This window comes from Pseudomonas carassii (assembly GCF_036324045.1).
Lineage (GTDB): Bacteria > Pseudomonadota > Gammaproteobacteria > Pseudomonadales > Pseudomonadaceae > Aquipseudomonas > Aquipseudomonas peradeniyensis.
Window position 1 is genome coordinate 51,630 of sequence record NZ_JAZDCT010000019.1, and the last position, 26,036, is coordinate 77,665.

Genomic DNA, 26,036 nt, shown 5'->3' on the forward strand with positions numbered 1-26,036 from the left:
TCCCCCGGTCAGTCGTCGCTTTCTTTGTTGTCGACGCGGTAGCTGAAGCTGAAACCGAAGCCCTGGAACAGCACCACGTCGGCCAGTTGCCGGGACAGCTCGGCGGCGCTGGCCAGCTTGGTCTTGGGCACGTAGAGCATGTCCTCGGGCTGCAGGTAGGCGAGCTTCTGGCTGCCACCGGACAGCGCCTGGTCGACGTCGTAGTTGACCGCGTGGACGGTGTTGCCTTCACGGCGCATGATCACCACCGAACCGAGCTTGGCCTTCAGGGTCGGGCCACGGGCCAGGGTCAGGGCCTCGAGCACCGATACCGGGCGGCGGATCTGGAAGGCGCCGGGTTGGCCGACTTCGCCGAGCACGTAGATCTCGTTGGCGGCAGTGGACTTGAGCAGCACGTCCACGCTCATGCGCCCGGGCAGGGTGGCGTAGCGCTCGTTGAGGTAGTCGCGCAGCTGGTTGACGGTCATGCCCTGCAGCGGCACCGAGCCTATTTCCGGGAAAGTGGCGCGGCCGTCGTTGCCCACGGTGATGTCGCGGCTCATGCCGGTGCCGGGGTGGTTGAGGGCGTTCTTCAGGTTGACCTCGTCGGTCATCGGGCTGATCACCCGCACGGTGACCTGGTCACGGTTGGGCTTGAACACCCGCTTGTCCTGGTAGGCCTGGCGGATGGCGCTCTCGGCCTCGCCGGGGGTCATGCCTTCGACGCGCACCGCGGCGTTGGTGCTGGGCAGGGTGATGCTGCCGTCGGGCTGCACCAGCTGGTTGCCGTTCAGGCCGCTGGCGGCCATGAAGTTCAGGTCCAGGGTGTCACCGGACTGGATGCGGTAGACCCCGGCCGAACGGTTGCTGACGTGGAAGATCACCTCCAGCACGTCCTGCGGGCGCAGTACCTGCTCGCGGCGGGCGACTTCGGTGGCCTGGCTTTCGGCCGGTGGCGCGGTGAGGATCTGCACCGGCATCTGGCGGTCTTCCTGGCTGGCGCAGCCGGCCAGGGCCAGCACGCACAGGGCAATCGATGGATATCTCATGGCGTTCATCCTGTGCGGCCTCTCAGAGATTTTCGTACAGCCACTTGGGCATGTAGTACTTGCGCTTGTTGAACACGCTGCCGATCAGTCGCGCGCCGGCCTGGGTCAGGCGCTGGCTGGCGGCCTGGGCGACTTCCCAGCGGGTCTCCTCGGCGCACACCACCAGGATCACGCCGTCGACCAGGGTGCCGATCACCAGGCTGTCGGCGCTGGCATAGATGGCTTCGCCGTCGATCACCACGAAGCGGTACTGGTTGCTCAGCTGGTGCAGCAGCACGCGCAACTGCTCGTGGTCAAGGCGGTCGCGGCCGCGTTTCCAGGTGCCCACCGGCAGCACGTCGAACGGTTGGTCGGACAGACGCACGATGCAGTCCTGGGCCAGCGGCGGAGTGTCCTGGTTGAACAGCAGGTCGCTGTAGCCGCGCAGCTTGCCCAGGCCCAGCTGCTGGCTGAGGCCGCCGGGGCTGAGGCTGGCGTCGATCAGCAGCACGTTGCCCGCGCTCATCAATGCCAGCTGGCTGGCAAAGGCCAGGGCGCTGGTACTGGTGCCGCTGCCGGTGTTGGCCGCGGTCAGCAGCAGGGTGCGCTGGTCGAGGTCGAGCACGGTGGAGGTCAGGTTGGTCTCGCTTGGGGTAGCGATCGTCAGACTTCTTGAGGATGAACCGTCCATCTCAGCTTGCTCCGTGGCCAGTGAAGACTTTGAACGGGGTCTTGAGCAGGATCTTCAGGTCCAGCATCAGGCTCTGTTCGTTGATGTAGCTCAGGTCCAGCTCTACGCGTTGGTCGAAGTCGATATTGCTGCGTCCGGAGATCTGCCACAGGCCGGTCATGCCCGGGTAGATCGAGAGCCGCGCCAGGTGGTTGTCGTGGTAGCGGTAGGCGTTGAACGAGGTGGGGCGCGGTCCGACCAGACGCATGTCGCCAGTGACCACGTTGATCAGGTTGGGCAGCTCGTCCAGGCTGCTGCGCCGCAGCCAGCCGCCTATCGAGGTGATGCGCGGGTCCTTGTCGATCTTGAAATCGATGGATTCGGCGCCGTGCTTGTTCAGGTGACGTAGCGAGTCCTTGAGCGCCTCGGCGTTGGCCACCATGGTGCGGAACTTGTACATGCCGAAGGCGCGGCCCCGGTAGCCGGTGCGCTTCTGCACGAAGAACACTGGGCCCTTGCTGGACAGCTTGATCAGCAGCGCCAGCACCAGGAACACCGGCGACAGCAGCAGCAGCAGGGTCAGCGCGGCCAGGCACGACAGCACGCGATTGGTGCGCGACAGCGTCCATGGGCGGCCCCCGGCACGGCCGGTCATCCAACCGCGACCCTGCATGTGGATGGCGGCATCGATGCGCTGCCGGTGTGCCGGGTCCATGCGTTTGTCCTGGTACAGCGCCTGCAGTTGCGCGCTCTTGGGTTGTCCTGTCATACCGCCCTCCGCTGATCTGGCTGCTCGCCCGTGGGCGCCGCTTCGCTGGCGGCGGGCAAGTGGTAGCTCTTGAACCAGGCGACGAAGCGCCCGAGCCCTTCATCAAGGCCTATTTGTGGGGTGAAGCCGGTGACCCTGGCCAGGGCGCTGGCGTCGGCGCAGGTGGCCAGCACATCGCCCGGCTGCAGCGGCAGCAGTTCGATCACCGCGTTGCGCTGCAGGTGTTTTTCCAGCAGGGCCAGGTAGTCGAGCAGCTCCACCGGGCGCTGCCCGCCGATGTTGTACAGGCGCCAGGGCGCGTGGCTGCTGGCCGGGTCCGGGTCGAACGCGTCCCACTGTGGGTCGGCGACCGGGGGCAGGGGGATCAGCCGCACCAGGCTTTCGACGATGTCGTCGATGTAGGTGAAGTCGCGCTGGTGGCGGCCATGGTTGAACAGCTGGATCGGCCGACCTTCGCTGATCGCCTTGGCGAACTGCATCGGCGACATGTCCGGGCGACCCCAGGGGCCATACACGGTAAAGAAGCGCAGGCCGCTGCAGGGGATGCCATAAAGGTGGCTGTAGCTGTGGGCCATGGCCTCGTTGGCCTTCTTGGTGGCGGCATACAGCGACAGCGGGTGGTTCACCGGGTCTTGCACCCGATAGGGCGTCTGCTGGTTGGCGCCATACACGGAGCTTGAGGAGGCGTACAGCAGGTGCTTGACCGGGTGGCGGCGGCAACCTTCGAGAATGTTGAGAAAACCGGCCAGGTTGCTGTCCAGGTAGGCCTGCGGGTTCTGCAGCGAGTAGCGCACGCCGGCCTGGGCCGCCAGGTGCACCACCACCTCCGGGCGCTCGCTGGCGAACAGCCGGGCCATGCCGTCGCGGTCGCCCAGGTCCAGGCAGTGCAGCGGGAAGTCGCCGACCGTCTGCCGTACCCAGTGCACGCGGGCGTGCTTGAGCGCCGGCTCGTAGTAGTCGTTGAAGTTGTCCAGGCCCACCACCTGGTGCCCCTCGAGCAACAGCTGGCGGCAGGTGTGGGCACCGATGAAACCGGCCGCGCCGGTGACCAGCACCTTCATGGCGCGTCTGCCTGCGGGGTGACCTGACGCAGGCCGATGCCGCTGTAGTGCAGGCCGTGGGCGGCAACCTGCTCGGGGTTGTACAGGTTGCGCCCGTCGACGATCACCCGCTCGCGCAGCTTGCTGGCGAGCATCGAGAAGTCGACCACGCGGAAGTTCTTCCACTCGGTGCAGATCACCAGGGCATCGGCGTCCTGCAGGGTGTCGTCGCGGGTGGCGCACAGTTGCAGGTCGTCACGGTAGCCGTACAGGCGCCGGCACTCGTCCATGGCTTCGGGGTCGTAGGCGCGCACGGTGGCGCCTTCGGCCCACAGGGCCTCCATAAGATAGCGGCTGGGGGCTTCGCGCATGTCGTCGGTGTTGGGCTTGAAGGCCAGTCCCCACAGGGCGATGGACTTGCCGGCCAGGCCCGCCAGGCGCTGCTTGAGCTTGGCGAAGAGGATGCGCCGCTGCTGGTTGTTGACCTCGTCGACACTTTGCAGCAGGCGCAACGGCATGCCGCTGTGGGCGGCGGTATGCAGCAGGGCCTTGATGTCCTTGGGGAAGCACGAACCGCCGAAACCGCAGCCCGGGTAAATGAAGTGGTAACCGATGCGCGGGTCGGAGCCGATGCCGCGGCGCACCGCTTCGATGTCGGCGCCCAGGTGCTCGCTGAGGTTGGCCAGTTCGTTCATGAAGCTGATGCGGGTGGCGAGCATGGCGTTGGCGGCGTACTTGGTCAGCTCGGCGCTGCGGTTGTCCATGAACATCAGCTTTTCGTGGTTGCGGCAGAACGGCGCGTACAGTTCGGCCAGCTGGTCATGGGCGACTTCGTCGAGGGTGCCGACGATGATCCGGTCCGGGCGCATGCAATCGGCCAGGGCGCTGCCTTCCTTGAGAAACTCGGGGTTGGACACCACGCGCACCTGCAACTGGCCCTTGCCCAGGCGCTGCAGTTCGTCGCGGGCCAGGGCCATGACCTGGTCGGCGGTGCCCACCGGCACGGTGGACTTGATGATCAGGGTATGGTCGGTCTCCATCAGCGCGGCGATCTGCCGGGTGACGTTGAGCACATGGCTGAGGTCGGCCGAGCCGTCCTCGTCGGGCGGCGTGCCGACGGCAATGAAGATCAGCTCGGCGTGGCTGACCGCATCGCTGGCCTGGGTGCTGAACAGTAGGCGGCCTTCCTTGATGTTGTCCTCGAGCAGGTCCGACAGCCCCGGCTCGCTGATCGGCGGCACACCTTGGCGCAACTGGTTGATCTTGTGGGTATCGACATCCACGCACAGGACCCGATGACCTACATCCGCCAGGGCTGCTGCCTGAACCAGTCCGACATAACCGGTGCCAAAAACGCTCACGTCCATGCGCGGTGCCTCGTATGGATGAGTAAGGGAGATGAAACAGTGATGTGAATTGGGTATAGCTCAGTCCGGTGGATTTGCGTCAAAGCAATGGCATGTTTCGTCGAATTTACAGCCACTGGCGAAACGGGCGATCTGCCACCAACCCGTTTCCAATCCGTGTGTTAGCGCGCATAGCTAGTGGCAATTGGCCGTTTGACGAACCGATGAACGGTTGGATGCACCGGAATAAGCGGGTTGTAGACGATAGGGAGAATCAACAACGACTTGCGGCAGGTGCCAGATTACGGTGTCGGTATGTCGTCGGAATTTTGACTTTTTTGCGTTGTGGTTTGTTTCACAACTGCTACGGTTTGAGAAGATTTCCATGACCGGAGTGGCCGAAACATGCGCGGATGGATCAAGCTTTTGCTGTTGCTCGTCTATCTGGCCAGCTTTCATGCCTATTACCGCGAGCGCATAGAAGCGCTGGGTATTGGCCTGCCACTGGTGCTGTACCTGGGCGTGTTCGCGGTATTGGTTGTGGCCCTGCTGCTGACCGCCTTGACCCGCCCGGGATGGCTGCGCTGGTTGCTGGCGCTGGCATTCACGGTCAGCGCGGTCTTCCTCGACGCTTATAACCGCATCACCGACTCCTATCTGACCTATAGCGCATTCGTGTCCATGGTCTATGCCGGCGGCTTTGTCCAGGAGGCCCTGCAGCAATATCACTACGCCATTACCCTGGCCGCAGCGCGGGCGCTGCTATTGCTGCTGGGCCTTGGCCTGCGACCGGGGCCGACCCCATGGCTGCCAAGGTTGTTGCCGCCCGTGGCGCCGGTGCTGGGGCTGCTGGTGCTGATCGCCATCCTGTTCGTGCGCGCCGGCGAGGGCGCCCGTGGGCTGCCGGTGATGTACACGCCGCTGGCCTACCTGAGCCTGTTCGGCTACGAGACCCTGCACGACCATGTGGGGCCGCGCCAGCCGGTGACCCTGGCCCAGTCGGGGCCGGCGATGGCGCGGGATATCGTGCTGCTGATCGACGAGAGCATCTCGGGCAACTACCTGGACCTGAACACCCCGGCCGGGGTCACCAGCCACCTGGCGCAGGCCCAGTCCGGCGTGTCCATCGTCAACTTCGGCTATGCCGCGTCCATCGCCAACTGCAGCGCCGACACCAATGTCACCCTGCGTTATGGCGGCACCCGCAGCGATTACTTACGGATCAACTCGACCCAGCCGTCGATCTGGCAGTACGCCAAGCGCGCGGGCCTGGGAACGGTGTATATCGATGGCCAGCGCACGGGTGGCAACCTGCAGAACCTGATGACCGAGACCGAGAAGCGCGATATCGACCAGTTCATCCAGTTCGACGACACTCCCGTGGTGCAGCGCGACATGGCGGCGCTGGAGCGGCTGGTAGCGTTGCTCAAGGATGGCAGGCCCCAGCTGATCGTGGTGAACAAGGTCGGCGCCCACTTCCCGGTGCACGACAAGTACCCGGACGACTTCCTCAAGTACCAGCCGGCCTTGCCACGGGGGCGTTACGTCGATATCGCCGACACCGGAACCCGCGACGGCTTCGATGGCCGGCTCCAGGACTGGGTGCTGTACCGCAATGCCTACCAGAACACCGTGCTGTGGAATGTCGGCGAATTCTTCCGCCGGCTGTTCGCCGAGGGTGATCTCAGCCAGGCCGTGGTGCTCTATACCTCCGACCATGGCCAGGACCTGCATGAGCGCGGCAACCCTGGCCTGAACACCCATTGCGACAGCGATCCGGTGCCCGAAGAAGGCCTGGTGCCATTGGTGGTGATCCAGGGCGAGGGCCTGCGCACGCTGGACTGGCAGGCCCATCTGCAGGCCAACCGCAACGCCTCCAGCCATTACAACCTGTTCCCCACGCTGCTCAAGCTGATGGGCTATGACGGCACGGCCGTGAGCGCGCTCTACGGCCGTTCGCTGGACATGCCGACCGACGACCCGTTCACCTTCAACGTGCGCTTCAATGCGCGGCTGGGGGCCAAGCCGGACTTCCGCCATATCGACCTGGGGCAGGTGGTCACGCCCGCCAGTGTCCTGGCGGGGCAACCGATGCCGGTGGGCAAGGCGGACTGAGGTCAGAAATCGATGCTGGCGGACACCTGCACGGTACGCGGCGCACCCAGCCCCAGGCTGGTGAGCAGAGGCATGCCCCAATAAGCCTTGTTGGTCACGTTCTCGACCGTGCCGCGCAAGGTCACCGGGTGGTTGGCCACCTGCAGGCGGTAGCGGGCGCCGACATCGTAGATCGTGTAGCCCGGAATCGACTGGCTGTTGTCGTCGCTGATGTACTGCTTCGACACGGCGGTGGCGTTGGCGGTCAGGGTCAGGCCATCGAGCAGCGGGGTGTCCCATTCCACGCCCAGCTTGCCCTGCAGTTTCGGCTGCCCGGTGGCGGTCTTGCCTTCGTCGGCGGGATTCTCGGCCTTGGTCACCTTGGGATCGAGGCGGGCCACGCCGCCCATCAGGCGCACATCGGTCAGCGGGGTGCCGAAGAAGCTCCACTCGAGCCCGCGGTTGCGTTGTTCGCCGCCGAAGGAGAACGCCTCGGTTACCGGGTCAGTGAAGCTGCTGGGGCGTTTGATCTGGTACAGGCTCAGGGTGTGGGCGAAGTCACCCAGGTCGAGCTTGATGCCGACTTCCTTCTGCTTGGACTTGTAGGGGGCGAACACTTCGCCGGCGTTGGGCGCGGTAATAGGGGCAATGGCGCCCTTGCTCAGGCCTTCGATGTAGTTGGCGTACAGCGACACTTCGTCGGTGAGCTTGACCAGCACGGCCACGGCCGGGGTCGTGGCGCTTTCGTTGTAGCGCGTGATGTGGGCGCCGGTGCTGACGTTGAAACTGTCAGTCAGCACCTGCTGACGACGTACGCCCAAGGTGAGTTGCAGGCGCTCGTCGAGGAACGACAGGGTGTCGGCCAGGCCGTAGCTGCTCAGGCGCGACTCGGTATGTGAGATGGCCGGGTAGCTCCTGGCGGCCTCCGGCCCCCAGACCGGGTGGTAGATGTTGTTGATCCACTCGGCCCCCGGAACGTTGCGTCGACCGTAGTCACGCTGCTTGTCCGAATAGTGCGTGGCATTGAGCGACCACTGATGGCCCACGCCGAAGGTGTCGAAATGGCCGCGCAGGCCGGCTTCACCCGAGGTCTTCTCCAGGTCGATCTTCAACTGGCCCATGCGCGTCTCCAGGTCCCCGGCGGTGTTGAGCACCTCGGCGAGCATGGTGCCACTGTAGGCATAGTCGGTCTTGCTGGTGCCGGCCGTGGCATAGGCCATGAGGTTGTCGTTGAGGTCATACTCGCCGCGCACGATCACGCCCTTGTCGCGGGTCTGGACGAAGCCCCAGTCCGGGTTGAGCAAGGTCTCGGACTTCGGCGGCCTGGGTACGGGCACGCCTTCGGCCAGGCCGATGCCGCGGTTCTGGCCTCTTACCCGGTCCTCGCTTTCGTACAGGTCGGCGGACAGGCGCGCTCGCTCGCCGCGCCAGTCGAGGCCCAGGGCATTGAGCTCGGCCTTCATGCGCTGATAGTCGGTCGCGGTGTCGCCGTCGCGATAGACACTGTTGAAGCGCACGCCGAACTGCTGCTGCTCGCCGAAGCGACGGCCGACGTCGAGGTGCCCGCCGAACTGTGCGTCGGACATGTAGGTGGTGGTGATCCGCGTCAAAGGTTCGGCGCCCGCACGCTTGGGCACCAGGTTGATGCTGCCGGCCACCGAGCCGCCCGGCGGCATGCCGTTGAGCAGTGCCGATGGGCCCTTGAGCACTTCGATGCGCTCGTACATCTCGGGCGAGATCCGGTAGTAGGGCGCCATGCCGTACAGGCCAGCAAAGCTCACATCGCTGATGTTGGAGTTGAAACCGCGGATCGAGTAGTTCTCGCTGTAGGTACCCTTCAGGCCGTTGCTGAAGACTGCGGGGTCGGTCGCGGCGATCACGTCGGTGACGGTTTGCGCCTGGGTGTCCTGGATGTACTGGTCGGTGTAGCTGATGGTGCTGAACGGCGTCTCCATGAAGTCCTTGTTGCCCAGCAAGCCGACCCGGCCGCCCGAGGCCACCTGGCCGCCAGCGTAGGCGGGGGGCAAGGCACTCGGGGCGTCGAGGTCGCCTTCAACCCGGGTTTCGGTCAGCTCGAGGCTGCCGCTGGGCTGGCCTTGGCGGGATTTTTCCACTTCCTCGGCGCGTTCCACGGTCTGCGCCGCGGTCACGCTCATGGACGCGCCGCCCAGGCCGAGCAACAAGGCCATGTGCACGGCGGTGAAGGTGCGATTGAGGTCGAAGTGGGGCACAGCCGGCTGCTGCGCCGGGCTGACACGCTGTTGCGACATGCTGGATTCCTTTCGATTCGCAAGTGAGTGAAGGCATTCACTAGGCTTTCCGAACCACGGCGGGAAAACCTCAATGCAAATCATTAACATCCATGTGTGCGAGTAGCGATCAGCCCGGCAGGGTCAACTGGCGATGAGGATATCCTCGAAGAACGCCCCGACCGGTTCACTGGGATGGCACAGCTGGATCTCCAGCACCCAGACCATCTCCCCCGGCACGATCTGCAGGTTGGCCAGTTTTTCCTGCCCATAGAGAACATGGGGGAAGTCGGCGATGCGATGACCGGCCAGGTTGCGCTCCAGGCGCCAGCCCCTGGCCCGGGCGCTGCGCTCGGCAACGTCATACAGTTCGCGCCCGGTCAGCCCGCCGCGCCAGGCTTGGCGCGTCTCGGCGAACACGGCGTGCAGCGCTTCGACACAGGCCTGGTGCAGGGGGTGGTCGCCGAACACGAAGGTGTCGCCATAGTCGCCTTCGTAGCCGTCCCAGACCGGGCCGAGGTCGACCACGGCGATATCGTTGGCGCGCAGCCTGCGCTGCGGGTCGATGCCCTGGCGCGGCGTGCGCACGGTGTCGTCGCCGAAGCGGATATAGGTCGGGTGCCAGGTGTGCGAGGCGCCCATGGCCCGCAAGGTGCGCTCGGCCATGGCCAGGGCCTGGGCGGTGGTCATGCCGACCTTCAGCTGGCTGGCGATGGCGGCCAGGGCCCGCACGGTCTGTTCGCGGGCGGCGAGCATGCCGTCCAGCGAGTAGCGCGGGCCGACTTTCTCCAGTTGCGGGTCCAGCGCCGTCGACGGCAGCGCTGCGCCGCTGGGCACGAAGGCCTCGGCGATGAAGCGATGGGCCTGCACGCCTGCGTCAAGGCATTGTTCGCGGACCTGCTGGATCATCGTGCCGTTGCCACAGGCGTAGACCTGTGAATTGGCCCAGTAATGTGCCTGGGCCAGTGCCACTTGCTGCACGCGGGCCTGTGCCGCCAGGACCGGGTACCAGCGAAAACGAGGGTGCGCCTGGCTGCTTTGGTCGAGGAACACGCGGTCGTAGAAGTCGGCCGGCGAAGCGCCGCCCCAGTACAGCGTGACCTCGGCATTGCGCGCCAGTGCCGTCAGCAGCAGGGGCTTGATGCCGGCGTAGCCAGTCCCGGTGGCGAACAGCACCACGGGCCGTTCATCGTCATGCTGCCAGGTACAGGCCCCCACCGGGCCTTCGAGCATCAGCGCATCGCCTATGTCGAGTGACGGCAGCAGGCGTTCGGAGAACAGGCCGCCAGCGACACTGCGTATTTGAAACGCCATCCGCCCCTGGTCCAGGGCCGGAAGGTTGGCGATGGAGAAGCAGCGGCTGTCACCGTTAGCGAGGCGGAACCTGACGTACTGGCCGGCACGTACCTCGACGGGTTGTTCGGGTTGCAGCACCAGCTCGGTGATATCAGGGCTCAGGGGGCGTTTGCCCAGCACCCGCGCGCTGAAGGTCAGCGTCGGCGTATCCAGTGACCAGCCGGGAATCGCCAGGCGCATATCGCCGCAGGCGTGGCTCTGGCACAGCAGCAGTTCGTCGGCGGCCAGGGGGTAGGAGGGCGCAGGCGTGTCCGCGTCGCGCTGCTTGTCGCGATATTGACCGGCGACCACCTTGACCTTGCACGAGCCACAGGCGCCGCGACGGCACGAGAAGGGCACGGCCAGGCCGCTGGCGAGCATGGCGTCGAGCAGCAGCTCGTCGCCGGCCTCGAAGGTTCTGCCCGAGGGCGACAATTCAATGACATGGTGGCTGGGCATGGCGACCTCGCGGCAGTGGGAGCGGTGATTGTTGCGGTAGACTTGGACCAGGAGAACCTCCAGTTTTGGATAATTCACATGGTCCAGTTACGCAAATGGCGGCCGTTGCTCAACCTGGAAGGGGGCGAGCCGCAGGCTTCCTATCGAAAGATCGTCGAGGGACTGGTCAGCGCGATCAGCGACGGTCGCCTGCTGCCCGGAACGCCCTTGCCGGGTACTCGGGACATGGCGCAACTGCTCGACGTCAATCGCAAGACGGTGATCCTTGCCTACGAAGAAGCGGCGACCAAGGGCTGGCTGTACAGCGTGCCGCGTCGTGGCACCTTCGTCAGCCAGCAGTTCGCCGCGCAGGCGACGCCGGCGCGCAAGGTGGCGCAGCCATTCGCTCCGAAATTGCGCGATGCGCCTGCCACTGCGTATTTCGCGGCGAGCGAACAGGCGACGGCATGGCATCAGCGCCCCGGGGCGCTGTTCTTTGACAACGGCGCCTGTGATCATCGCCTGTTGCCCCAGGCGGTCTTGCACCGTTACTACCGCAAGGCCCTGCGTCACAGCTTCGCCACCAATACCGTGCGCCATGGCAGTGACGGCAGCGGCCATCACCTGCGCCGCGTGCTGGCGGACATGCTGCGCCAGGAGCGTGGGCTGAACGTGGGGGCCGAGCACATCTGCCTCACCCAGGGTACGCAGATGTCGCTGTACCTGGCCGCCAGCGTGTTGCTCAGGCCCGGTGACGTGGTGCTGGTGGAGCGGCTGAGCTATCCGCCAGCCTGGGAAATCTTCCGCCAGCTGGGTGCCCGGCTGGAGCCCGTGGACCTGGATGAGGAGGGTTGTCGGGTCGAGCAGATCGAGGCGCTGTGCCGGCTGCATCCGGTGCGTTTTCTGTACGTCACGCCCCACCACCAGTTTCCCACCACCGTCAGTTTGCGCGCCGGTCGCCGGCGGCAGTTGCTGGAACTGGCGCGACGTCATGACTTCTGCGTGATCGAGGAGGACTACGACCACGAGTACCACTTTGCCGGGCGGCCCTACCTGCCGCTGGCCAGTGATCCCCTGCAGCGCCATGTGATCTATGTCGGCTCGCTGTCCAAGTCGTTGGGCAGCACCTTCCGTTGCAGCTTCATCGTCGCGCCGCCGGCGGTGACCGAGACGCTGAGCCGCACTGCGGCGTTGATCCTGGGGCAGGGCGATGCGGTAATGCAGCGGATGCTCGCCGACCTGATCGAAGCCGGTGAGCTCAGGAAACACCTGCGGCGGGTGTCCAGGGAGTACCGGCGCCGCCGGGATATGCTGCTGGGCTGTCTGCGCGAAGCCTTTGGCGAGCGCATCGCGGTGCAGGTGCCGGAGGGCGGATTGGCGCTGTGGGTGAGGTTTGTCCCGTCGATCAATGTGGATCGGCTGGTGGTCGAGGCGCTGCGACTGGACCTGGTGGTGCGTGCTGGCCGGCAGTTTTCACCCGCCGGCCAACCCGAGAATGCCCTGCGCCTGGGGTTCGCCTCGCTGGATCCGGACGAGATCCGCCAGGCCGTGCAGCGTCTGGCCCAGGCCGCGAAGACCGTGGCTGACTGAAGCCTGCTACTGCAGCGCGCCCTGTTCCTGCGCCGGGGCGCCGAACGAGACGTAGTAGGCCAGGCCGACGAAGATCGCCCCGCCCACGGCATTGCCCAGGAACACCGCCGCCAGGTTTTCCAGCAACTGCCCCCAGCTCAGGTAGCCGGCAAAGATCGCCGCCGGGATCAGGAACATGTTGGCGACCACGTGCTGGAAGCCGATGGCGACGAAGGCCATGATCGGGAACCAGATGCCGAGGATCTTGCCGCTCATCTCACGGCTGGCGTAGGACAGCCACACCGCCAGGCACACCAGCCAGTTGCAGCCGATGCCGGAGACGAAGGCATGCAGGAAATCGGCGCTGACCTTGCTGGTGGCGCCCGCCAGGGTCTTGCCCAGGTACGGTCCCTCGGTCAGTCCGAGCAGATGGCCGAAGCAGTAGGCGACGAACAGCGCGCCCAGCAGGTTGGCCAGGGTCACCAGGGCCCAGTTGCGCGCCACCGCCCACAGGCGGATACGTCCGGCGAACATCGCCAGGGGCAGGCTCATCATGTTGCCGGTGAGAAGTTCGCCCCCGGCCAGGATCACCAGGATCAGGCCGATGGGAAACACCGCGGCGCCCAGCAGGGTGCCGAATGAGGCCCACTGTGCAGGGATCATGGTGCTGACGTGGATCGCCAGCAGGAAACCGAGGGAGATGAACGCCCCGGCCAGAAAGCCGAGGATCAGGGTGGCGCGGGTGGGCAGGTGGGCTTTGCGGGTGCCGGCTTCTATGACCAGCTCGGTGATCCGGGAGGGGGTATTCACAGACATTTCAACAACTCGAACGCAAGGACGACGGCTCAGGCCGTGGATCGGGGTTTGACAGCGGCGGGACGGCTTCGAAGCGGGCGGCACGTTAGCTGAGGCAATTTGACGCGGTCAAATCGATAGGCTGGATGAGGTGATAGATCTCATCTATGAGGGGAGGGTGTTCAAGCGGGCTGTGCTATACCAAAGCGACCGTGATGGTAGTCGTGCATCGAGCTGGCTGGCAACGTACTGGCCTGTTCGATCTATTCGAGGAGGGAAGATACCTATGAACACTGTCGAAATCGAACCGCAGGCTGTCGACAGCCCGATCACCCGTAGTGCGATGTTCCTGGTGGCGACGCTCACCGAGGACGAGGGCAGCGCTGACCGTGTACGCGAACTGTGCGGTGACCTTGCCGGGCTGGTGCGCTCGGTGGGCAAGCGCGTGCCGGCCGGCAACCTGTCGTGCGTCATCGGTTTTTCGGCGTCGGCCTGGGTGCGTCTGTTCGGCAGCCCACAGCCGGCCGGCCTGCATGCCTTTCGCGAGTTCGGCAGTGGTGAGCGCAAGGCGGTGGCCACGCCGGGCGACATCCTCCTGCATATTCGCGCCGAGCACATGGACCTGTGTTTCGAGCTGGCCGCGCTGCTGGTCAAGCGCCTGGGCCAGGCCGTGACGGTGGTCGATGAGGTGCAGGGCTTCCGCTACTTCGACATGCGCAGCATCATCGGCTTCGTCGACGGCACCGAGAATCCCGGCCCGCGGGATGTCGCGCGTTTCACCCTGGTGGGCGACGAGGATCCGGCGTTTACCGGCGGCAGCTATGTGCTGGTACAGAAATACCTGCACGACATGACCGGTTGGGAGACGCTGTCCACCGAAGAGCAGGAACGCATCATCGGGCGGACCAAACTGTCCGATATCGAACTGGATGCCGCCAGCAAGCCCAGTTGCTCGCACAGCGCGCTGACCACCCTGGAGGAGGGCGGCGAGGAGATAAAGATCCTGCGCGACAACATGCCTTTCGGCCGCCCCGGGGCCGGGGAGTTCGGCACCTATTTCATCGGCTATGCCCGTTCGCCGGCACCGATCGAGCAGATGCTCGAGAACATGTTCGTCGGCAAGCCGCCGGGCAACTACGATCGCCTGCTGGACTACAGCCGTGCCATCACCGGTGGGTTGTTCTTCGTGCCGGCGGTGGACTTCCTCGAGCAGGCCGCTGGGTGAGCTGTCACCGGTGCGCTTGAAAACGCGGCGCGGGACGTGCAGTATTCGCCGAAATTACATGGTACATGCCATGGTACGTAACGGTGGAGTGAGCAATGGCCCGCATAGGCATCGACAAGGCATCTGTTCAGCAGGCGCGTCAGGCGCTGATGGCCCGGGGTGAACATCCCAGTATCGATGCGGTACGTATCGAACTGGGCAATACCGGCTCGAAGACCACCATCCATCGCTACTTGAAGGAGCTCGAACGCCAATCGGAGCCGATGCTGGGCAGCACCGTGGCATTGAGCGAACCTCTGAGTCGCCTGGTCGAGCGACTGGCTGTGCAGTTGCAGGAGGAAGGGCAGGCGCGCATCGATGCCGCCGAGGCCGCCGCACAGGCCCGTTGCGCGGCGTTGCAGGCGCAGTTGCTACTGGCCGAGCGCGACCTGGCCAGTGCGCTGCGCCAAGTCGAGACCTTGAGCGAGGCGTTGCACGTCGAGTCCGAACGCCTGGCCGCCAGCCAGGCCAGCCTGCAGGCCGAACAGCTGCGCAGTGCCAGCCTCAATCAGTCTCAGGGCGAACTGCAGGCACGTCTGGCCGACAAAGAGGAGCAATTGCGCACCAGCCTCGAGCAGCGCCAGCAAGAGCAACGCCGGAGCGAGACCCAGGTGCGCCAGTTGCAGGGGCAGTTGCAGACCCTGCAACAGGGTGCCATCGCCCGCCAGGATGAACTGACCCGGCTGCACCGCGACAACGAACGCCTGCTCGTCGAGCAGCGCCAGGCGACGGCGCAGAGTCGCTTGCTGGATGAGCAGTTGCAGCAGCGCGACGCCCAGGTGCAAGGTTTGCGGGCGATACTGGCCCAGGCCCAGGGCGCCAACGACGAGATGCGTCGCCAGTTGGCGACGCGCCAGAACCTGGACGCTTGATGCCCTACAGGCGGGCGCCTGCCAAGGCAGCGTTACCGCTCCTCGAGACCCGCAAGGCCACCAGGCTGCCAACCACGATCAACCCCGCCAGCGCATACAGCGCCGCGTCGGTCGAACCGGTCTGGTCTTTGATGAATCCCACCAGGTAAGGACTGAGGAAACCGGCCATCTGCCCCACCGAGTTGATGATCGCCAGGCCCGCCACGGCGGTGCCGGCGGTCAGCAGCGCGGTCGGCATCGGCCAGAACATCGGCAGGCCGGTCAGCGCGCCCATGGTGGCGATCGACAGGCCAAGGATGGCGATGGGCGGGTTGCCGGCGAAGTTCACCGCGATCAGCAGGCCCAGGGCGCCCATCAGCATTGGTATCACAAGGTGCCAGCGACGCTCGTTGCGCAGGTCCGCCGAACGCCCGACCAGGATCATGAACACCCCGGCCAGCAGGTACGGGATGGCGCTCAGCCAGCCGATCAGCAGTGGGCTGTCAAAGCCCATGTTCTTGATGATCGACGGCAGCCAGAAGTTGATGGCGTAGACGCCGCTCTGGATGCAGAAATAGACGAAACCGAAGGTCCAGATCAGCGGGTTGGTCAGCACCGACAGCACGCTGTCGCCGCGGGTAGCCGGCTTGCTGGCGGCGTCGGCCTTCAGGTCTGCCTCGATCAGCTGGCGCTCGGCCGGGCTGAGCCAGCGGGCGCTCTGGTAGCCATCGCTGAGCAGCACGATGGCCAGCGCGCCGAGCACCACGGTGGGCAGCCCCTGGATCAGGAACATCCACTGCCAGCCGGCCAGGCCATGCTGGCCGGCGGCGAAATGGTCGAGGATCCAGCCGGAGAACGGCCCGCCGAGCAGGCCGGACACCGGGATCGCCGACATGAACAGGGCCATGATGCGACCGCGACGGTCCGCCGGGAACCAGCGCGAGAGGTACAGCACCACGCCGGGGAAGAAGCCCGCCTCGGCGGCGCCGGTAAGCAGGCGCAGGGCATAGAACTCGGTGGGGGTGGTGACGAACAGCAGGCAGGTAGACAGGCTGCCCCAGGCGATCATCATCAGCGCGATCCAGCGCCGCGGGCCGAAGCGGTTGAGCGCCAGGTTGCTGGGCAGGCCGCAGAGCACGTAGCCGATGAAGAAGATGCCGGCGCCGAGGCCGTACACGGTTTCGCTGAATTTCAGCGCGTCGAGCATCTGCAGCTTGGCGAAGCCGACGTTGACGCGGTCCAGGTAGTTGAACAGGTAGCAGATGAAAATGAACGGGATCAGCCGCAGGGTGATGCGCCGGTACAGCGCGTTGCGGGTGCTCTCGATGCCTTGGTCAGGGGCGGGGCTGTGTGCCATGATCGGGTTCTCTGTTGTTATGGTTGTCACCGCGTCGCCTGTGCCGGCGCTCGCCTTGAGCAGTCTCGGGGAGTGTAGCGCGGCTGTCTTTGTGCTTTTGCACAGCCTCAGGCGCGGGCTGCTGTGCCGCCGACCAAAGCCGAAGGATCCTTTCATGTTCGAACTGGACCACGAACTGGCCCAGGACATCGTCAACCGGGCGATGGCCATCCTGCCGTGCAACGTCAATGTGATGGACAGCCAGGGCCTGATCCTCGGCAGCGGCGAGCCCGAGCGCATCAACACCCGCCACGAAGGCGCGCAACTGGTACTGGCCAACGGTCGCATCGTCGAACTGGATACGGAAGCGGCCAAGTGCCTCAAGGGCGTGCTGCCCGGCGTCAACCTGCCGCTGATGCTCGATGGCCGGCTGATCGGCGTGCTGGGGCTGACCGGTGATCCGCAACAATTGCGCACCTACGGCGAGCTGGTGCGCATGACCGCCGAGATGCTGCTGGCCCAGCGTCACCTGCAGGTGGAGCAGCAATGGCGTCGCCAGCGCTGCGACGACCTGCTGGCCTTGTTGCTGGGCGGCAGCGGCGAGTCACCGCGCCTGGTCGACGAGGCCCAGCAGCTGGGGCTCAAGCCCAACCTGCCACGGATTCCCTGCCTGTTCGAGCTGCGCGCCGGGCCGCCGGCCGAGGCCCTGTCGGCCTGGCTGATGAGCCGCTACCCGGACAGCTGGTGCGTCAGCCCCGCACGCCAGTCGTTGCTGTGGTGCCGCCCGGCGGGTGTGGTGCTGGACGAGCCGCGCCTGTTCGAGCGCCTGCAGCGCCATGGCTGGGACGTCGAACGCCTGGCGCTGGGCAGCCCGGCGCAGAGCCTGGAGCAATTGCGTCGTGGCTATCGGCGGGTTCGCGACCTGCTGGCCTACGGCTGGGAAGTGCTGCCCGACGAGCGCTTGCTGAGCCTGGCCCGCTATCGCCTGCCGGCATTGCTCTGGCGGCATCGCAACGACGATGCGCTGGACGAACTGCTCGAGCCGTTGCAACGCATCCGCGCCAAGGATGCCAGCGGCCAGTTGCTGCTCACCTTGCGCGCCTGGTGCGCCCATGACGGGCAGAGTCAGGCCTGTGCCGAAGCCTTGGGAATCCATCGCAACAGCCTGCGCTATCGACTGGAGAGGATCGCCGAACTGGGGGAGGTGGATCCGTTGCGGATGGAGGGGATGTTGAGCTTGTATCTGGGGTTGCAGTTGTTGCCGGCTGAGTGATCGGCGGTTACGCGCCTGGTATTTCTGCCAGCTGCGGCGTTGAGTAATCTGAAGGATAGTGTGCCGGTCCATCAGGTTCCGGAGCTTTGCGCCATGAGGTCAGTATCCAGTCAAAGCCCTCGTTCGACGGGCTGCGCTTTGTTGATGAGCGACGCTCATCAGTCCGTATTGCAGGTTCCTACGTTTGGTAGTGGGCGCGCTTATTGCGTCTATGGCTACCATCGACCCTACGATCAGCCTTCTCTACTGCTGGCGTTCAATGGCGAGTGTGCTGAGTCGCAGACAGGCAGCTACCTGCTGGGTAATGGCAATCGGACCTACAACCCGGTTCTGATGCGTTTTCATAGTATTGATCCCTATAGCCCGTTCGAGCAGGGAGGGCTAAACACATACGCCTATTGCCTAGGAGATCCGATTAATAATTTTGACCCTACTGGAAATTGGCCGTGGTCTAGAAAGTCATCTTCTAAATCAGACAGTCCTTTCGCCGGTGATGTGCTGAGGAACACGCTTGAAAGTTCTCTGTTGAGTGAAATGGTAGCGCTCAATGATGCACTCGGCGGAGGAGTGAGTGATGAGTCGAAGAAGTTATCTTACGGTGTTTCTGAGTGGCGGCCGGCAGAGGTGAAAGAAGTCAGAAGCAAAAAGGACCTTGACGAGGCAGACCTCACCAGACATTCGAGCTGGGTACTGATGGGTGGCCGTATCTTCATGGGCACCTACACGGTCCCAGGACCAAAGCTGACTCATGCGGCTCTAGCCAAGCATGCTGCTAAACTTTACTCAGTCGAGCCTCATGTCGTAGCGGCAGGAGAAATAAAGATCAAGAAAGGGAAGGTGTACTTCGACGATTGGAGCGGGCACTATCTACCACCTAGAGATAGGGTGGGTCTGGTCAGGAAAATATTTAAATCAATGGATATTAATGCTCAGTTTATGCGGATAAGGGAGGAGTAATTAATGTTTCTCCACAGGCATTTTGGGAAAGTTTTTAATGCCATGGGCATCTTTCATGGCTCTGTCTGTTTTCCAGCGGCGCTGAAGTCAACACCCTACTCGAATAAACATGTTTTTCGGTGTTTGCGCTGCCTATAAGAGCCAGCCACTGGATCACGCCTTGCCGGCTCGCAGGCATTGAAGCCGAAAGATTCAGGGCAGTAGCCAGAACCGTCATCCGCCCAAACAACCTCCTGCGATTTTTGTGCATCCGACCGAGGCCGCTCTGGCGCACACCTGTCAGCATGCACGGCAACAGGACAGGAGAATCCCCATGAAGATCGTCATCGCCCCCGACTCGTTCAAGGACAGCCTTGACGCCCCTGGCGTCGCCCGCGCCATCGCCGCCGGCCTGGCCGAGGTCTGGCCAGCGTCCGAGCGCATCGAATGCCCGATGGCCGATGGCGGCGAAGGCACCATGGAGGCGATTGTCGCCGCCAGCCAGGGCGAACTGCGCCGCCAGGTGGTGCGCGGCCCGTTGGGCGAGCCGGTCGAGGCGGGCTGGGGCTGGCTGGCCGAGAGCCGCACGGCGGTGATTGAGATGGCCCAGGCCAGCGGCATCCAGCTGGTGCCCAACGGCCAGCGCGATGCCTGCCGCAGCAGCACCTGGGGCACCGGTGAACTGGTGGCCGCAGCGCTGGCGGCCGGTGCCTCGCGCATCGTCCTGGCCATCGGCGGCAGCGCCACCAACGATGGCGGCAGTGGCATGCTGCGTGCGCTGGGCCTGCGCCTGCTGGATGCACAGGGCGCGCCCTTGGCCGAGGGTGGACTGGCCCTGGCGCAGTTGGCTCGAATCGATGCCAGCGATCTGGATCCGCGCCTGGTGCAGGTACGGGTGGACGTCGCCGCTGATGTCGACAACCCGCTGTGCGGCGCCAACGGCGCTTCGGCGATCTTCGGCCCGCAGAAGGGCGCCAGCCCCGAGCAGGTGCAGGCCCTGGACCAGGCCCTGGCGCATTTCGCCGATCATTGCGCGGCGCTGCTGGGCAAGGATGTGCGTGAGCAGCCGGGCAGCGGCGCGGCCGGGGGCATGGGTTTCGCCGCCAAAGCGTTCATGGGCGCGCAGTTCCGCCCGGGCGTCGAGGTGGTTGCCGAGCTGGCCGGGTTGGATGAGCTGGTGCGCGGCGCGGACCTGGTGATCACCGGCGAAGGCCGTTTCGATGCCCAGACCCTGCGTGGCAAGACGCCGCTCGGCGTGGCACGGGTGGCCAAGCGCCACGGCGTGCCGGTGGTGGTGCTGGCGGGGACCCTGGGGGCCGGTTACGAGCAGTTGTATGCCCAGGGCATCGATGCCGCCTTTGCCCTGGCCAGTGGGCCGATGAGCCTGGAACAGGCCTGCGCCGAGGCCGGTACGTTGTTGAAGGCGCGGGCCGGGGATGTGGCGCGGCTGTGGCAGGTGGCGCGCCAGCGCTGATGCTGCGCGGTCCCTGTAGGAGCGGCCTTGTGTCGCGAAAGGGCTGCGCAGCAGCCCCGGCGGTTGATGCATCAACGCAGATACCCTGGGGCCGCTACGCGCCCCGTTCGCGACACAAGGCCGCTCCTACAGGGACCGCGTAACCCTGAGCAACATCATGGCTGCCCCGTTTCCTGCATCATCCTCTCCAACCCCGCATAGTCTGCGTGCGTCACCGGCACCAGCCCGGTGGCGCCTTGTGAGGCGGCGAAGGCCGCCAGCGTCTCGGGTGACTCCAGCATGACCTTGCGCAACCGCTGCCTGAGCGCTGGACACAGCCCGGCACTGAATACATAGGGGTCGTAATGAATCGGTGCCGAGCGCCACAATACCCGCAACCGGGCCGGGTCGATGGCGTGGCTGGCCAGGTAGGCATCGGCCCGCTCGCTGGCGACGAAGGCCGCCTCGACCCGCCCTTCGAGCAGCGCCTCCAGTGCCTTGTCATGGTTGCCGGCATACACCAGCGCGCCGAAATAGCCAGGCAACGGGCTGTCGACCTGCGCGGCGAACTCGACACTGGGCACCAGGCCGCCGGACGTGCTGGCCGGATCGCTCAGGGCCACCCGGGTGCCACGCACGGCCGTGACGCTGGCGGGGCCGTCGACACGGCTCAGCAGCAGCGCCTGGTAGTGGTTGCCCGGCGGCGTGTAGGTCCCACCGCTGAGGGTGAACGAAGCGAACGCTTCGATGCGCCGGTCACGGCGATGGGCGAGTATGTAAGAGGCAGGGCCCAGCCGACCGATATCAGCGCCGCCGGAGACGATGGCATCCACCACGCTTTCGTAGGAAGGACTGATCACCAGTTCCACCGGCACCCCGGCGGCTGCGCCCAGGCGTTCGAGCAATGGCTGGTGTTCGCGGCGCATCGCCTCGACGTCCTTGATCGGGATCATCGCCAGCCGCAGGCTGTGGGGCGTGCAGGTGGCCGTCGCGGGATTGGCCAGCAGTTGCGCCAGCGCCAGGCCGATCAGCGTCTTCAGTACACGCATGCCTTTTCCTCACTGCCGTTGTAGGGCGGGTATTCGAGCAACTGGGCCGGCGACAGTGGCCGGCTGAAGTGGTAGCCCTGAGCGATGTCGCAGCCGGCGAGCTTCAGGCACACCACCTGCTCGCGGGTCTCGACGCCCTCGGCGACCACCTCCAGGCCCAGGCGTTTGGCCAGGATGATGGTCGAGGACACGATCGGGCTGTCGTCATGGCTGTTGGACAGCGGTGCGATCAGCGCCCGGTCGATCTTCAGCTTGGACAGCGGCAGCGCCTGCAGATGGGCAAAACCGGCATAGCCGCGGCCGAAGTCGTCGAGGCTGATACCGAGCCCGGCGGCACGTAGGCGATGCAGGTGTGCCACCGCGCAGCCGTGCGGATCGAGCACGGCGGTTTCGGTGATCTCCAGCTCCAGGCGTTGCGCGGCGATGCCGTAGTAGTCGAGTTCGCCCAGCAGGCGTTCGCTGAAATCGGCCTGGCGCAGTTGCAGGGCCGATACGTTCACCGCCAGCCGGGCGACATGCTCGCGGGCGCTCCAGCGCGCCAGCTCCTCGCAGGCCAGGCGCAGTACCTCCCAGCCCAGCTCGACGATGAAGCCGCTGCGCTCGGCCACGCCGATGAAACGGTCGGGATAGAGCAGGCCGAATTCCGGATGATCCCAGCGCACCAGCGCTTCGTAACCGAGCACCTGCAGGGTGTCCAGGCGTATCTGCGGCTGGAAGTGCAGGATGAACTGGTGTTCGGCCAGGGCACTGCCAAAGGCCTGTTCCAGGGTGAAGGCCTGGATGTCGGAGAGGTTCAGCGACGGGTCGAAGAAGCGGTACTGGGCACGCCCGGCCTGCTTGGCCGAGTACATGGCGGCATCGGCGCTGCGGATCAGCTGGTCGATGGCCTGGCCATCGCGTGGGCAGATGCTCACACCGACGCTCGGGCTGGTATTGACCTCCTGGCCGTCGAGGGCATAGGTGGCTGAGAGCTTGTCCACCAGGGCGCGGACCCAGGCGTCGATCTGCTCTTCGCTGCGCTCGCCGGCCAGCAGCACCACGAATTCGTCGCCGCCGAAGCGCGAGGCCTCGTCGCCAGGCTCGAGCAGGCGACGGATGCGCCCGGCGACGGCCTGCAGCAGGAGGTCGCCGACCTTGTGCCCGAGCGAGTCGTTGATCGACTTGAAACGATCCATGTCGATGAACAGGATCGCCGTCAGCCGGCGCTTGCCGCGCTGGCGGGTGAGCGTCTGGGTGGCCACCTCGACGAACTGGCGACGGTTGTGCAGGCCGCTGAGGTGATCGGTGGCGGCGGCATGGCTGCTGCGCCGGTGTTCTTCCTCCAGGCGGCCGATCAGCCGCTGGTTGACCTGTTGGGCATGTTCCAGCTCGCGAAAGGCTTCCTGACGCTTGTGCAGCAGGCGCAGCCCCCAGGCCAGGCTGGCGAGGATCATCAGGGTCATGCAGAGGTTCAGCCACAACTGGCGGCTGGCGGCGAGCGCGGCGGGGGTGAGGATCTCGTCATGGCGCTGGCTGACCACCACGCTGAAACCGCGATCGACGACCCGACGATACAGGCTCTGGTAGGGGCCCTCTAGGGTGTACTGGGTCAGTTGCCCGACTTCGTCGCCACTGCCCGGCAGCCCGGGCACCAGGGTCTGGCCGGCCACCACCACGCCGCTGCTGTCGATGCGCAGGCGCTCCTGGCCGTCATCCTGGAGCAGGCGCATCAGGCCGGTGCGACCCAGGTCGATGTGCTGGAACAGTACCGCGAGGTAACCGATGTCCAGCTGTACCACGAGGACATTGTCGATTTCGCGGCCGGGCAGGTCGGTCAGCGGCAGCAGGAAGGGCAGGCGCCAGGTGGGCAGTGCCGCCGGGTTGGTATTGGGGATGGCACGGGGCATGAATGCCTTGAAACCGTGGCGGGAAACATGGGTCTTGAGCTGCTCGAGCCAGGCCTGGGGCAGTTGTGCCGGTTCGTCGGCGTGGCTGGAGGAGAGCAGGCGGCCATGTCGGTCGTAGAGACTCATGCGCTTGAACACCGGGTCTTCGGCGAGGATCCGCGCCAGGTTCTGGTTGCCCTGGCGCAGGGTCAGCATGTCGGCCTGGGTGACCCGGCCCACGGCCTGGGCGCGATCCACCAGCTGGCGCAGGTTCTCGGCGACGATGCTGGCCAGGTTGAGGTGCTCGGCGGCCTTGGCGGCCAGGGCGTCCTGGCGTGAGGCGGACTTCTGGCCGATGTGCGAGGCCCAGAGAAAGGTCAGCGTGGCGGCGCACAGGGTCAGCAGCAGCAGGGGGAGAAGCCCTGCGGAGGAGCGTGAACGGCGGATCACAGACGATTTCCCCGGCCCTGGGTGATGGGGGGGAAAATACGACAGAAACATGACGGGGTGATGACTGGTGGCGTTTTGCCTTTACTCGCTATCCTTCAAGGTCTTTGGCGCAAGAGGACCTCGATCGCGTTCTGGGTGCCAGGCAATTAGCTATGCGGAACAGCCTTGACCACCCCCGCATACTGCGCCTTCAGATGCCCCTGCTCATCCAGCAGATACGCATCCATCACCTCACGCACCACGGGTCCCGCGACCCGACCACCGGCCTCGCCGTTCTCGATCATCACCGCCACCACCATTGCCGGGTGCTCGGCCGGGGCGAAGCCGACGAACAGGGCGTTGTCGCGGTGGCGTTCGAGGGTCTTGTCGCGGTTGTAGCGCTCGCCCTGCTTGATCGCCACCACCTGCGCCGTGCCGCTCTTGCCGGCGATGCGGTACTGCGCGCCGGCGGCGGCGGCGCGGGCGATGCCGCGCGGGTCGTGCATGACCATCTGCATGCCCTGGCTGACCTGGTCCCAGGCGTGCCGGTCGTGCAGCACGATATCCGGCATCGGATTGGGGTCCACCGGCGCCTGGCCGCCGATGGTCAGTGCCAGGTGCGGGCGGTGCCAGGCGCCCTTGCTGGCCAAGAGGCTGGTGGCCTGGGCCAGTTGCAGCGGGGTGACCTGCATGTAGCCCTGGCCGATGCCGAGGATCAGCGTCTCGCCGGGGAACCAGGCCTGGCGCCGGGTGGCGCGTTTCCAGGTCTGTGAAGGCATCAGCCCCGGCGCTTCCTCGAACATGTCCAGCGAGACCTTCTGGCCCAGGCCGAACTCGGCCATGTAGTCGTGCAGGCGGTCGATGCCCAGCTTGTGCGCGAGGTCGTAGAAGTAGGTGTCGTTGGAACGCATGATCGCCGTGTACATGTCCACCCAGCCATCGCCCGTGCGGTTCCAGTTGCGGTACTTGTGGTCGTAGTTGGGCAGCTCGTAGTAGCCGGGGTCGAAGACCCGGCTGGCGGGGTTGATCACGCCGCTGTCGAGGCCGGCGATGGCCACCTCGGGCTTGACCGTCGAGCCGGGGGCGTACAGCCCGCGCAGCACGCGGTTGAACAGTGGCCGGTCGATGGAGTCGCGCAGGGCGGCGTACTGCCTGTAGCTGATGCCCTTGACGAACAGGTTGGGGTCGAAGGCCGGGTTGCTGACCATCGCCAGCACATCACCGTTGGCCGGGTCGAGCACCACCACCGCGCCGCGCCGTTCACCCAGTGCTTTCTCGGCGGCCTGCTGCAGGTGGGCGTCGAGGCTCAGCACGATGTCCTTGCCCGGCACCGGGTCGTGGTGGTTGAGCACCCGCATCACCCGGCCCTGGGCGTTGGTCTCGACTTCTTCGTAGCCCACCTGACCGTGCAGTTCGTTCTCGTAGAAGCGTTCGATGCCGGTCTTGCCGATCGACTGGGTGCCGCGGTAGGCGGTGCTGTCGAGGGTCTTGGCTTCCTTTTCATTGATGCGCCCGACGTAGCCCACCGAATGGGCGAAGTGCTCGGCCAGCGGGTATTCGCGGATGAACTGCGGCTCGACCTCCAGCCCCGGCAGGCGGAACTGGTTGACCGCGATCAGGGCGATCTGCTCTTCGCTCAGACCCACCAGCAGGGTCACCGGCTCGAACGGCTTGCGTCCACGGCGCAGGTCCTTGTCGAACTGGTGGCGGTCGTCCTCGGACAGACCGAGGATCTGCGCCAGGCTGTCGAGCACCCGTGCCGGGTCGCCGGCCCGTTCGCGGGTCATGGTCAGGTTGAAGCTGGGCTTGTTGTCGGCCAGCACCACGCCGTTGCGGTCATAGATCAGGCCGCGTTCGGGTGGAATCGGCAGCACATGCACGCGGTTGTTCTCCGACACCGCGCTCTGCTGGTCATGCTGCAGCACTTGCAGGACATAGAGCCGGCCCACCAGCACCGCCACCAGGCTCATCACCAGCAGGGCGCAGGCCAGCAACCGGCGGTTGACCAGGTGCTTTTCCTTTTCGTGGTCCTTGAGGGGAATGGGCTGGGGCATGGGCGTCGCGGTGTCACGGAATGGGGTCGCGATGCTACGCGGGCGGGCAGGGGGGCTCAAGGCGAGCCCCGCCGCGCAATTCCCGCGCAGCACCGGTCGGCCCCGCGTCCAGGGGGCTGGCGGCGAATATGAAGTTTCCTTCATGGAACGCTGGGACGGCGCTGGGAACGATCGGATTTGTGGCGAAGGGATAGGATTTGTCAGAATACGCGAC

At 65.4% G+C, this 26,036-nt stretch carries 19 protein-coding genes; 7 read left to right on the forward strand and 12 right to left on the reverse strand.

The features are described 5' to 3' along the window. Positions 1 to 8 precede the first annotated feature (8 nt). From V0R62_RS15465 to V0R62_RS15485, 5 genes are read right to left on the reverse strand one after another with little or no spacing between them, the layout of a single operon-like run. The gene (locus V0R62_RS15465; RefSeq protein ID WP_330104370.1) at positions 9 to 1,028 is read right to left on the reverse strand and encodes a polysaccharide biosynthesis/export family protein; all 1,020 of its coding nucleotides are present in this window, start codon (positions 1,026 to 1,028) and stop codon (positions 9 to 11) included. A gap of 22 nt (positions 1,029 to 1,050) precedes the next feature. Then, positions 1,051 to 1,698, reverse strand: a complete 648-nt coding sequence (locus V0R62_RS15470; protein WP_050705462.1) for a CpsD/CapB family tyrosine-protein kinase — start codon at positions 1,696 to 1,698, stop codon at positions 1,051 to 1,053. A 1-nt stretch (position 1,699) separates the two neighbouring features. After that, positions 1,700 to 2,446, reverse strand: coding sequence for a sugar transferase (locus V0R62_RS15475; protein WP_050705463.1), 747 nt, complete (start codon positions 2,444 to 2,446; stop codon positions 1,700 to 1,702). Then, positions 2,443 to 3,507: an NAD-dependent epimerase gene (locus V0R62_RS15480; RefSeq protein ID WP_330104371.1), complete on the reverse strand. Its 1,065-nt coding sequence runs from the start codon at positions 3,505 to 3,507 to the stop codon at positions 2,443 to 2,445. Before V0R62_RS15480 ends, V0R62_RS15475 begins: the two co-directional genes overlap by 4 nt. Next, a complete protein-coding gene (locus V0R62_RS15485; protein WP_330104372.1) occupies positions 3,504 to 4,853 on the reverse strand; it encodes a UDP-glucose dehydrogenase family protein in 1,350 nt (449 codons plus the stop codon). Before V0R62_RS15485 ends, V0R62_RS15480 begins: the two co-directional genes overlap by 4 nt. A gap of 384 nt (positions 4,854 to 5,237) precedes the next feature. Between V0R62_RS15485 and V0R62_RS15490 the strand changes: the two genes are divergently transcribed. After that, complete coding sequence (locus V0R62_RS15490) at positions 5,238 to 6,947, forward strand: sulfatase-like hydrolase/transferase (protein WP_330104373.1); 1,710 nt, start codon at positions 5,238 to 5,240, stop codon at positions 6,945 to 6,947. Between the two features lie 2 nt (positions 6,948 to 6,949). On the opposite strand, the gene V0R62_RS15495 is transcribed toward V0R62_RS15490, so the two are convergent. Continuing rightward, positions 6,950 to 9,196 (reverse strand): TonB-dependent receptor, encoded by a 2,247-nt coding sequence (locus tag V0R62_RS15495; protein ID WP_330104374.1) that lies wholly within the window; start codon positions 9,194 to 9,196, stop codon positions 6,950 to 6,952. 123 nt (positions 9,197 to 9,319) lie between these two features. After that, positions 9,320 to 11,047 carry an NAD(P)H dependent flavin oxidoreductase family protein gene (locus tag V0R62_RS15500; RefSeq protein WP_330104375.1) on the reverse strand — a complete coding sequence of 576 codons (1,728 nt, stop codon included), beginning with the start codon at positions 11,045 to 11,047 and terminating at the stop codon, positions 9,320 to 9,322. On the opposite strand from V0R62_RS15500, the gene pdxR reads away from it, so the two are divergent. Continuing rightward, the gene (gene pdxR, locus V0R62_RS15505; RefSeq protein ID WP_330104376.1) at positions 11,048 to 12,538 is read left to right on the forward strand and encodes a MocR-like pyridoxine biosynthesis transcription factor PdxR; all 1,491 of its coding nucleotides are present in this window, start codon (positions 11,048 to 11,050) and stop codon (positions 12,536 to 12,538) included. 6 nt (positions 12,539 to 12,544) lie between these two features. On the opposite strand, the gene V0R62_RS15510 is transcribed toward pdxR, so the two are convergent. Next, complete coding sequence (locus V0R62_RS15510; protein WP_330104377.1) at positions 12,545 to 13,333, reverse strand: formate/nitrite transporter family protein; 789 nt, start codon at positions 13,331 to 13,333, stop codon at positions 12,545 to 12,547. 265 nt (positions 13,334 to 13,598) lie between these two features. Here V0R62_RS15510 and V0R62_RS15515 point away from each other — a divergent pair, with 265 nt between their 5' ends. Together V0R62_RS15515 and V0R62_RS15520 are read left to right on the forward strand one after the other, a co-directional pair. After that, positions 13,599 to 14,537 (forward strand): Dyp-type peroxidase, encoded by a 939-nt coding sequence (locus V0R62_RS15515; protein WP_330104378.1) that lies wholly within the window; start codon positions 13,599 to 13,601, stop codon positions 14,535 to 14,537. Positions 14,538 to 14,632: 95 nt separating this feature from the next. Beyond that, positions 14,633 to 15,448, forward strand: a complete 816-nt coding sequence (locus V0R62_RS15520; RefSeq protein WP_330104379.1) for a DNA-binding protein — start codon at positions 14,633 to 14,635, stop codon at positions 15,446 to 15,448. Positions 15,449 to 15,452: 4 nt separating this feature from the next. On the opposite strand, the gene V0R62_RS15525 is transcribed toward V0R62_RS15520, so the two are convergent. Next, entirely contained in the window at positions 15,453 to 16,784 is a 1,332-nt protein-coding gene (locus tag V0R62_RS15525; RefSeq protein ID WP_330104380.1) for an MFS transporter, read from the reverse strand. Between the two features lie 154 nt (positions 16,785 to 16,938). On the opposite strand from V0R62_RS15525, the gene V0R62_RS15530 reads away from it, so the two are divergent. The 3 genes from V0R62_RS15530 (at position 16,939) to V0R62_RS15540 (ending at position 20,446) form a co-directional block, all read left to right on the forward strand. Next, on the forward strand, positions 16,939 to 18,036 hold the full coding sequence (locus tag V0R62_RS15530) for a sugar diacid recognition domain-containing protein (RefSeq protein WP_330104381.1): 1,098 nt from the start codon (positions 16,939 to 16,941) through the stop codon (positions 18,034 to 18,036). A 93-nt stretch (positions 18,037 to 18,129) separates the two neighbouring features. Continuing rightward, positions 18,130 to 18,993, forward strand: coding sequence for an RHS repeat-associated core domain-containing protein (locus V0R62_RS15535; RefSeq protein WP_330104382.1), 864 nt, complete (start codon positions 18,130 to 18,132; stop codon positions 18,991 to 18,993). Positions 18,994 to 19,306: 313 nt separating this feature from the next. Further along, the gene (locus V0R62_RS15540; RefSeq protein ID WP_330104383.1) at positions 19,307 to 20,446 is read left to right on the forward strand and encodes a glycerate kinase; all 1,140 of its coding nucleotides are present in this window, start codon (positions 19,307 to 19,309) and stop codon (positions 20,444 to 20,446) included. A gap of 155 nt (positions 20,447 to 20,601) precedes the next feature. Here V0R62_RS15540 and V0R62_RS15545 read toward each other — a convergent pair whose 3' ends face one another. The 3 genes from V0R62_RS15545 to mrdA all read right to left on the reverse strand — a co-directional run bounded on the left by V0R62_RS15545 (position 20,602) and on the right by mrdA (position 25,822). Continuing rightward, on the reverse strand, positions 20,602 to 21,474 hold the full coding sequence (locus tag V0R62_RS15545) for a phosphate/phosphite/phosphonate ABC transporter substrate-binding protein (RefSeq protein ID WP_330104384.1): 873 nt from the start codon (positions 21,472 to 21,474) through the stop codon (positions 20,602 to 20,604). Beyond that, positions 21,462 to 23,789, reverse strand: coding sequence for a bifunctional diguanylate cyclase/phosphodiesterase (locus V0R62_RS15550; RefSeq protein WP_330104385.1), 2,328 nt, complete (start codon positions 23,787 to 23,789; stop codon positions 21,462 to 21,464). Before V0R62_RS15550 ends, V0R62_RS15545 begins: the two co-directional genes overlap by 13 nt. A 146-nt stretch (positions 23,790 to 23,935) precedes the next feature. Next, positions 23,936 to 25,822: a penicillin-binding protein 2 gene (mrdA, locus tag V0R62_RS15555; RefSeq protein WP_330104386.1), complete on the reverse strand. Its 1,887-nt coding sequence runs from the start codon at positions 25,820 to 25,822 to the stop codon at positions 23,936 to 23,938. Between the last annotated feature and the right edge of the window lie 214 nt (positions 25,823 to 26,036).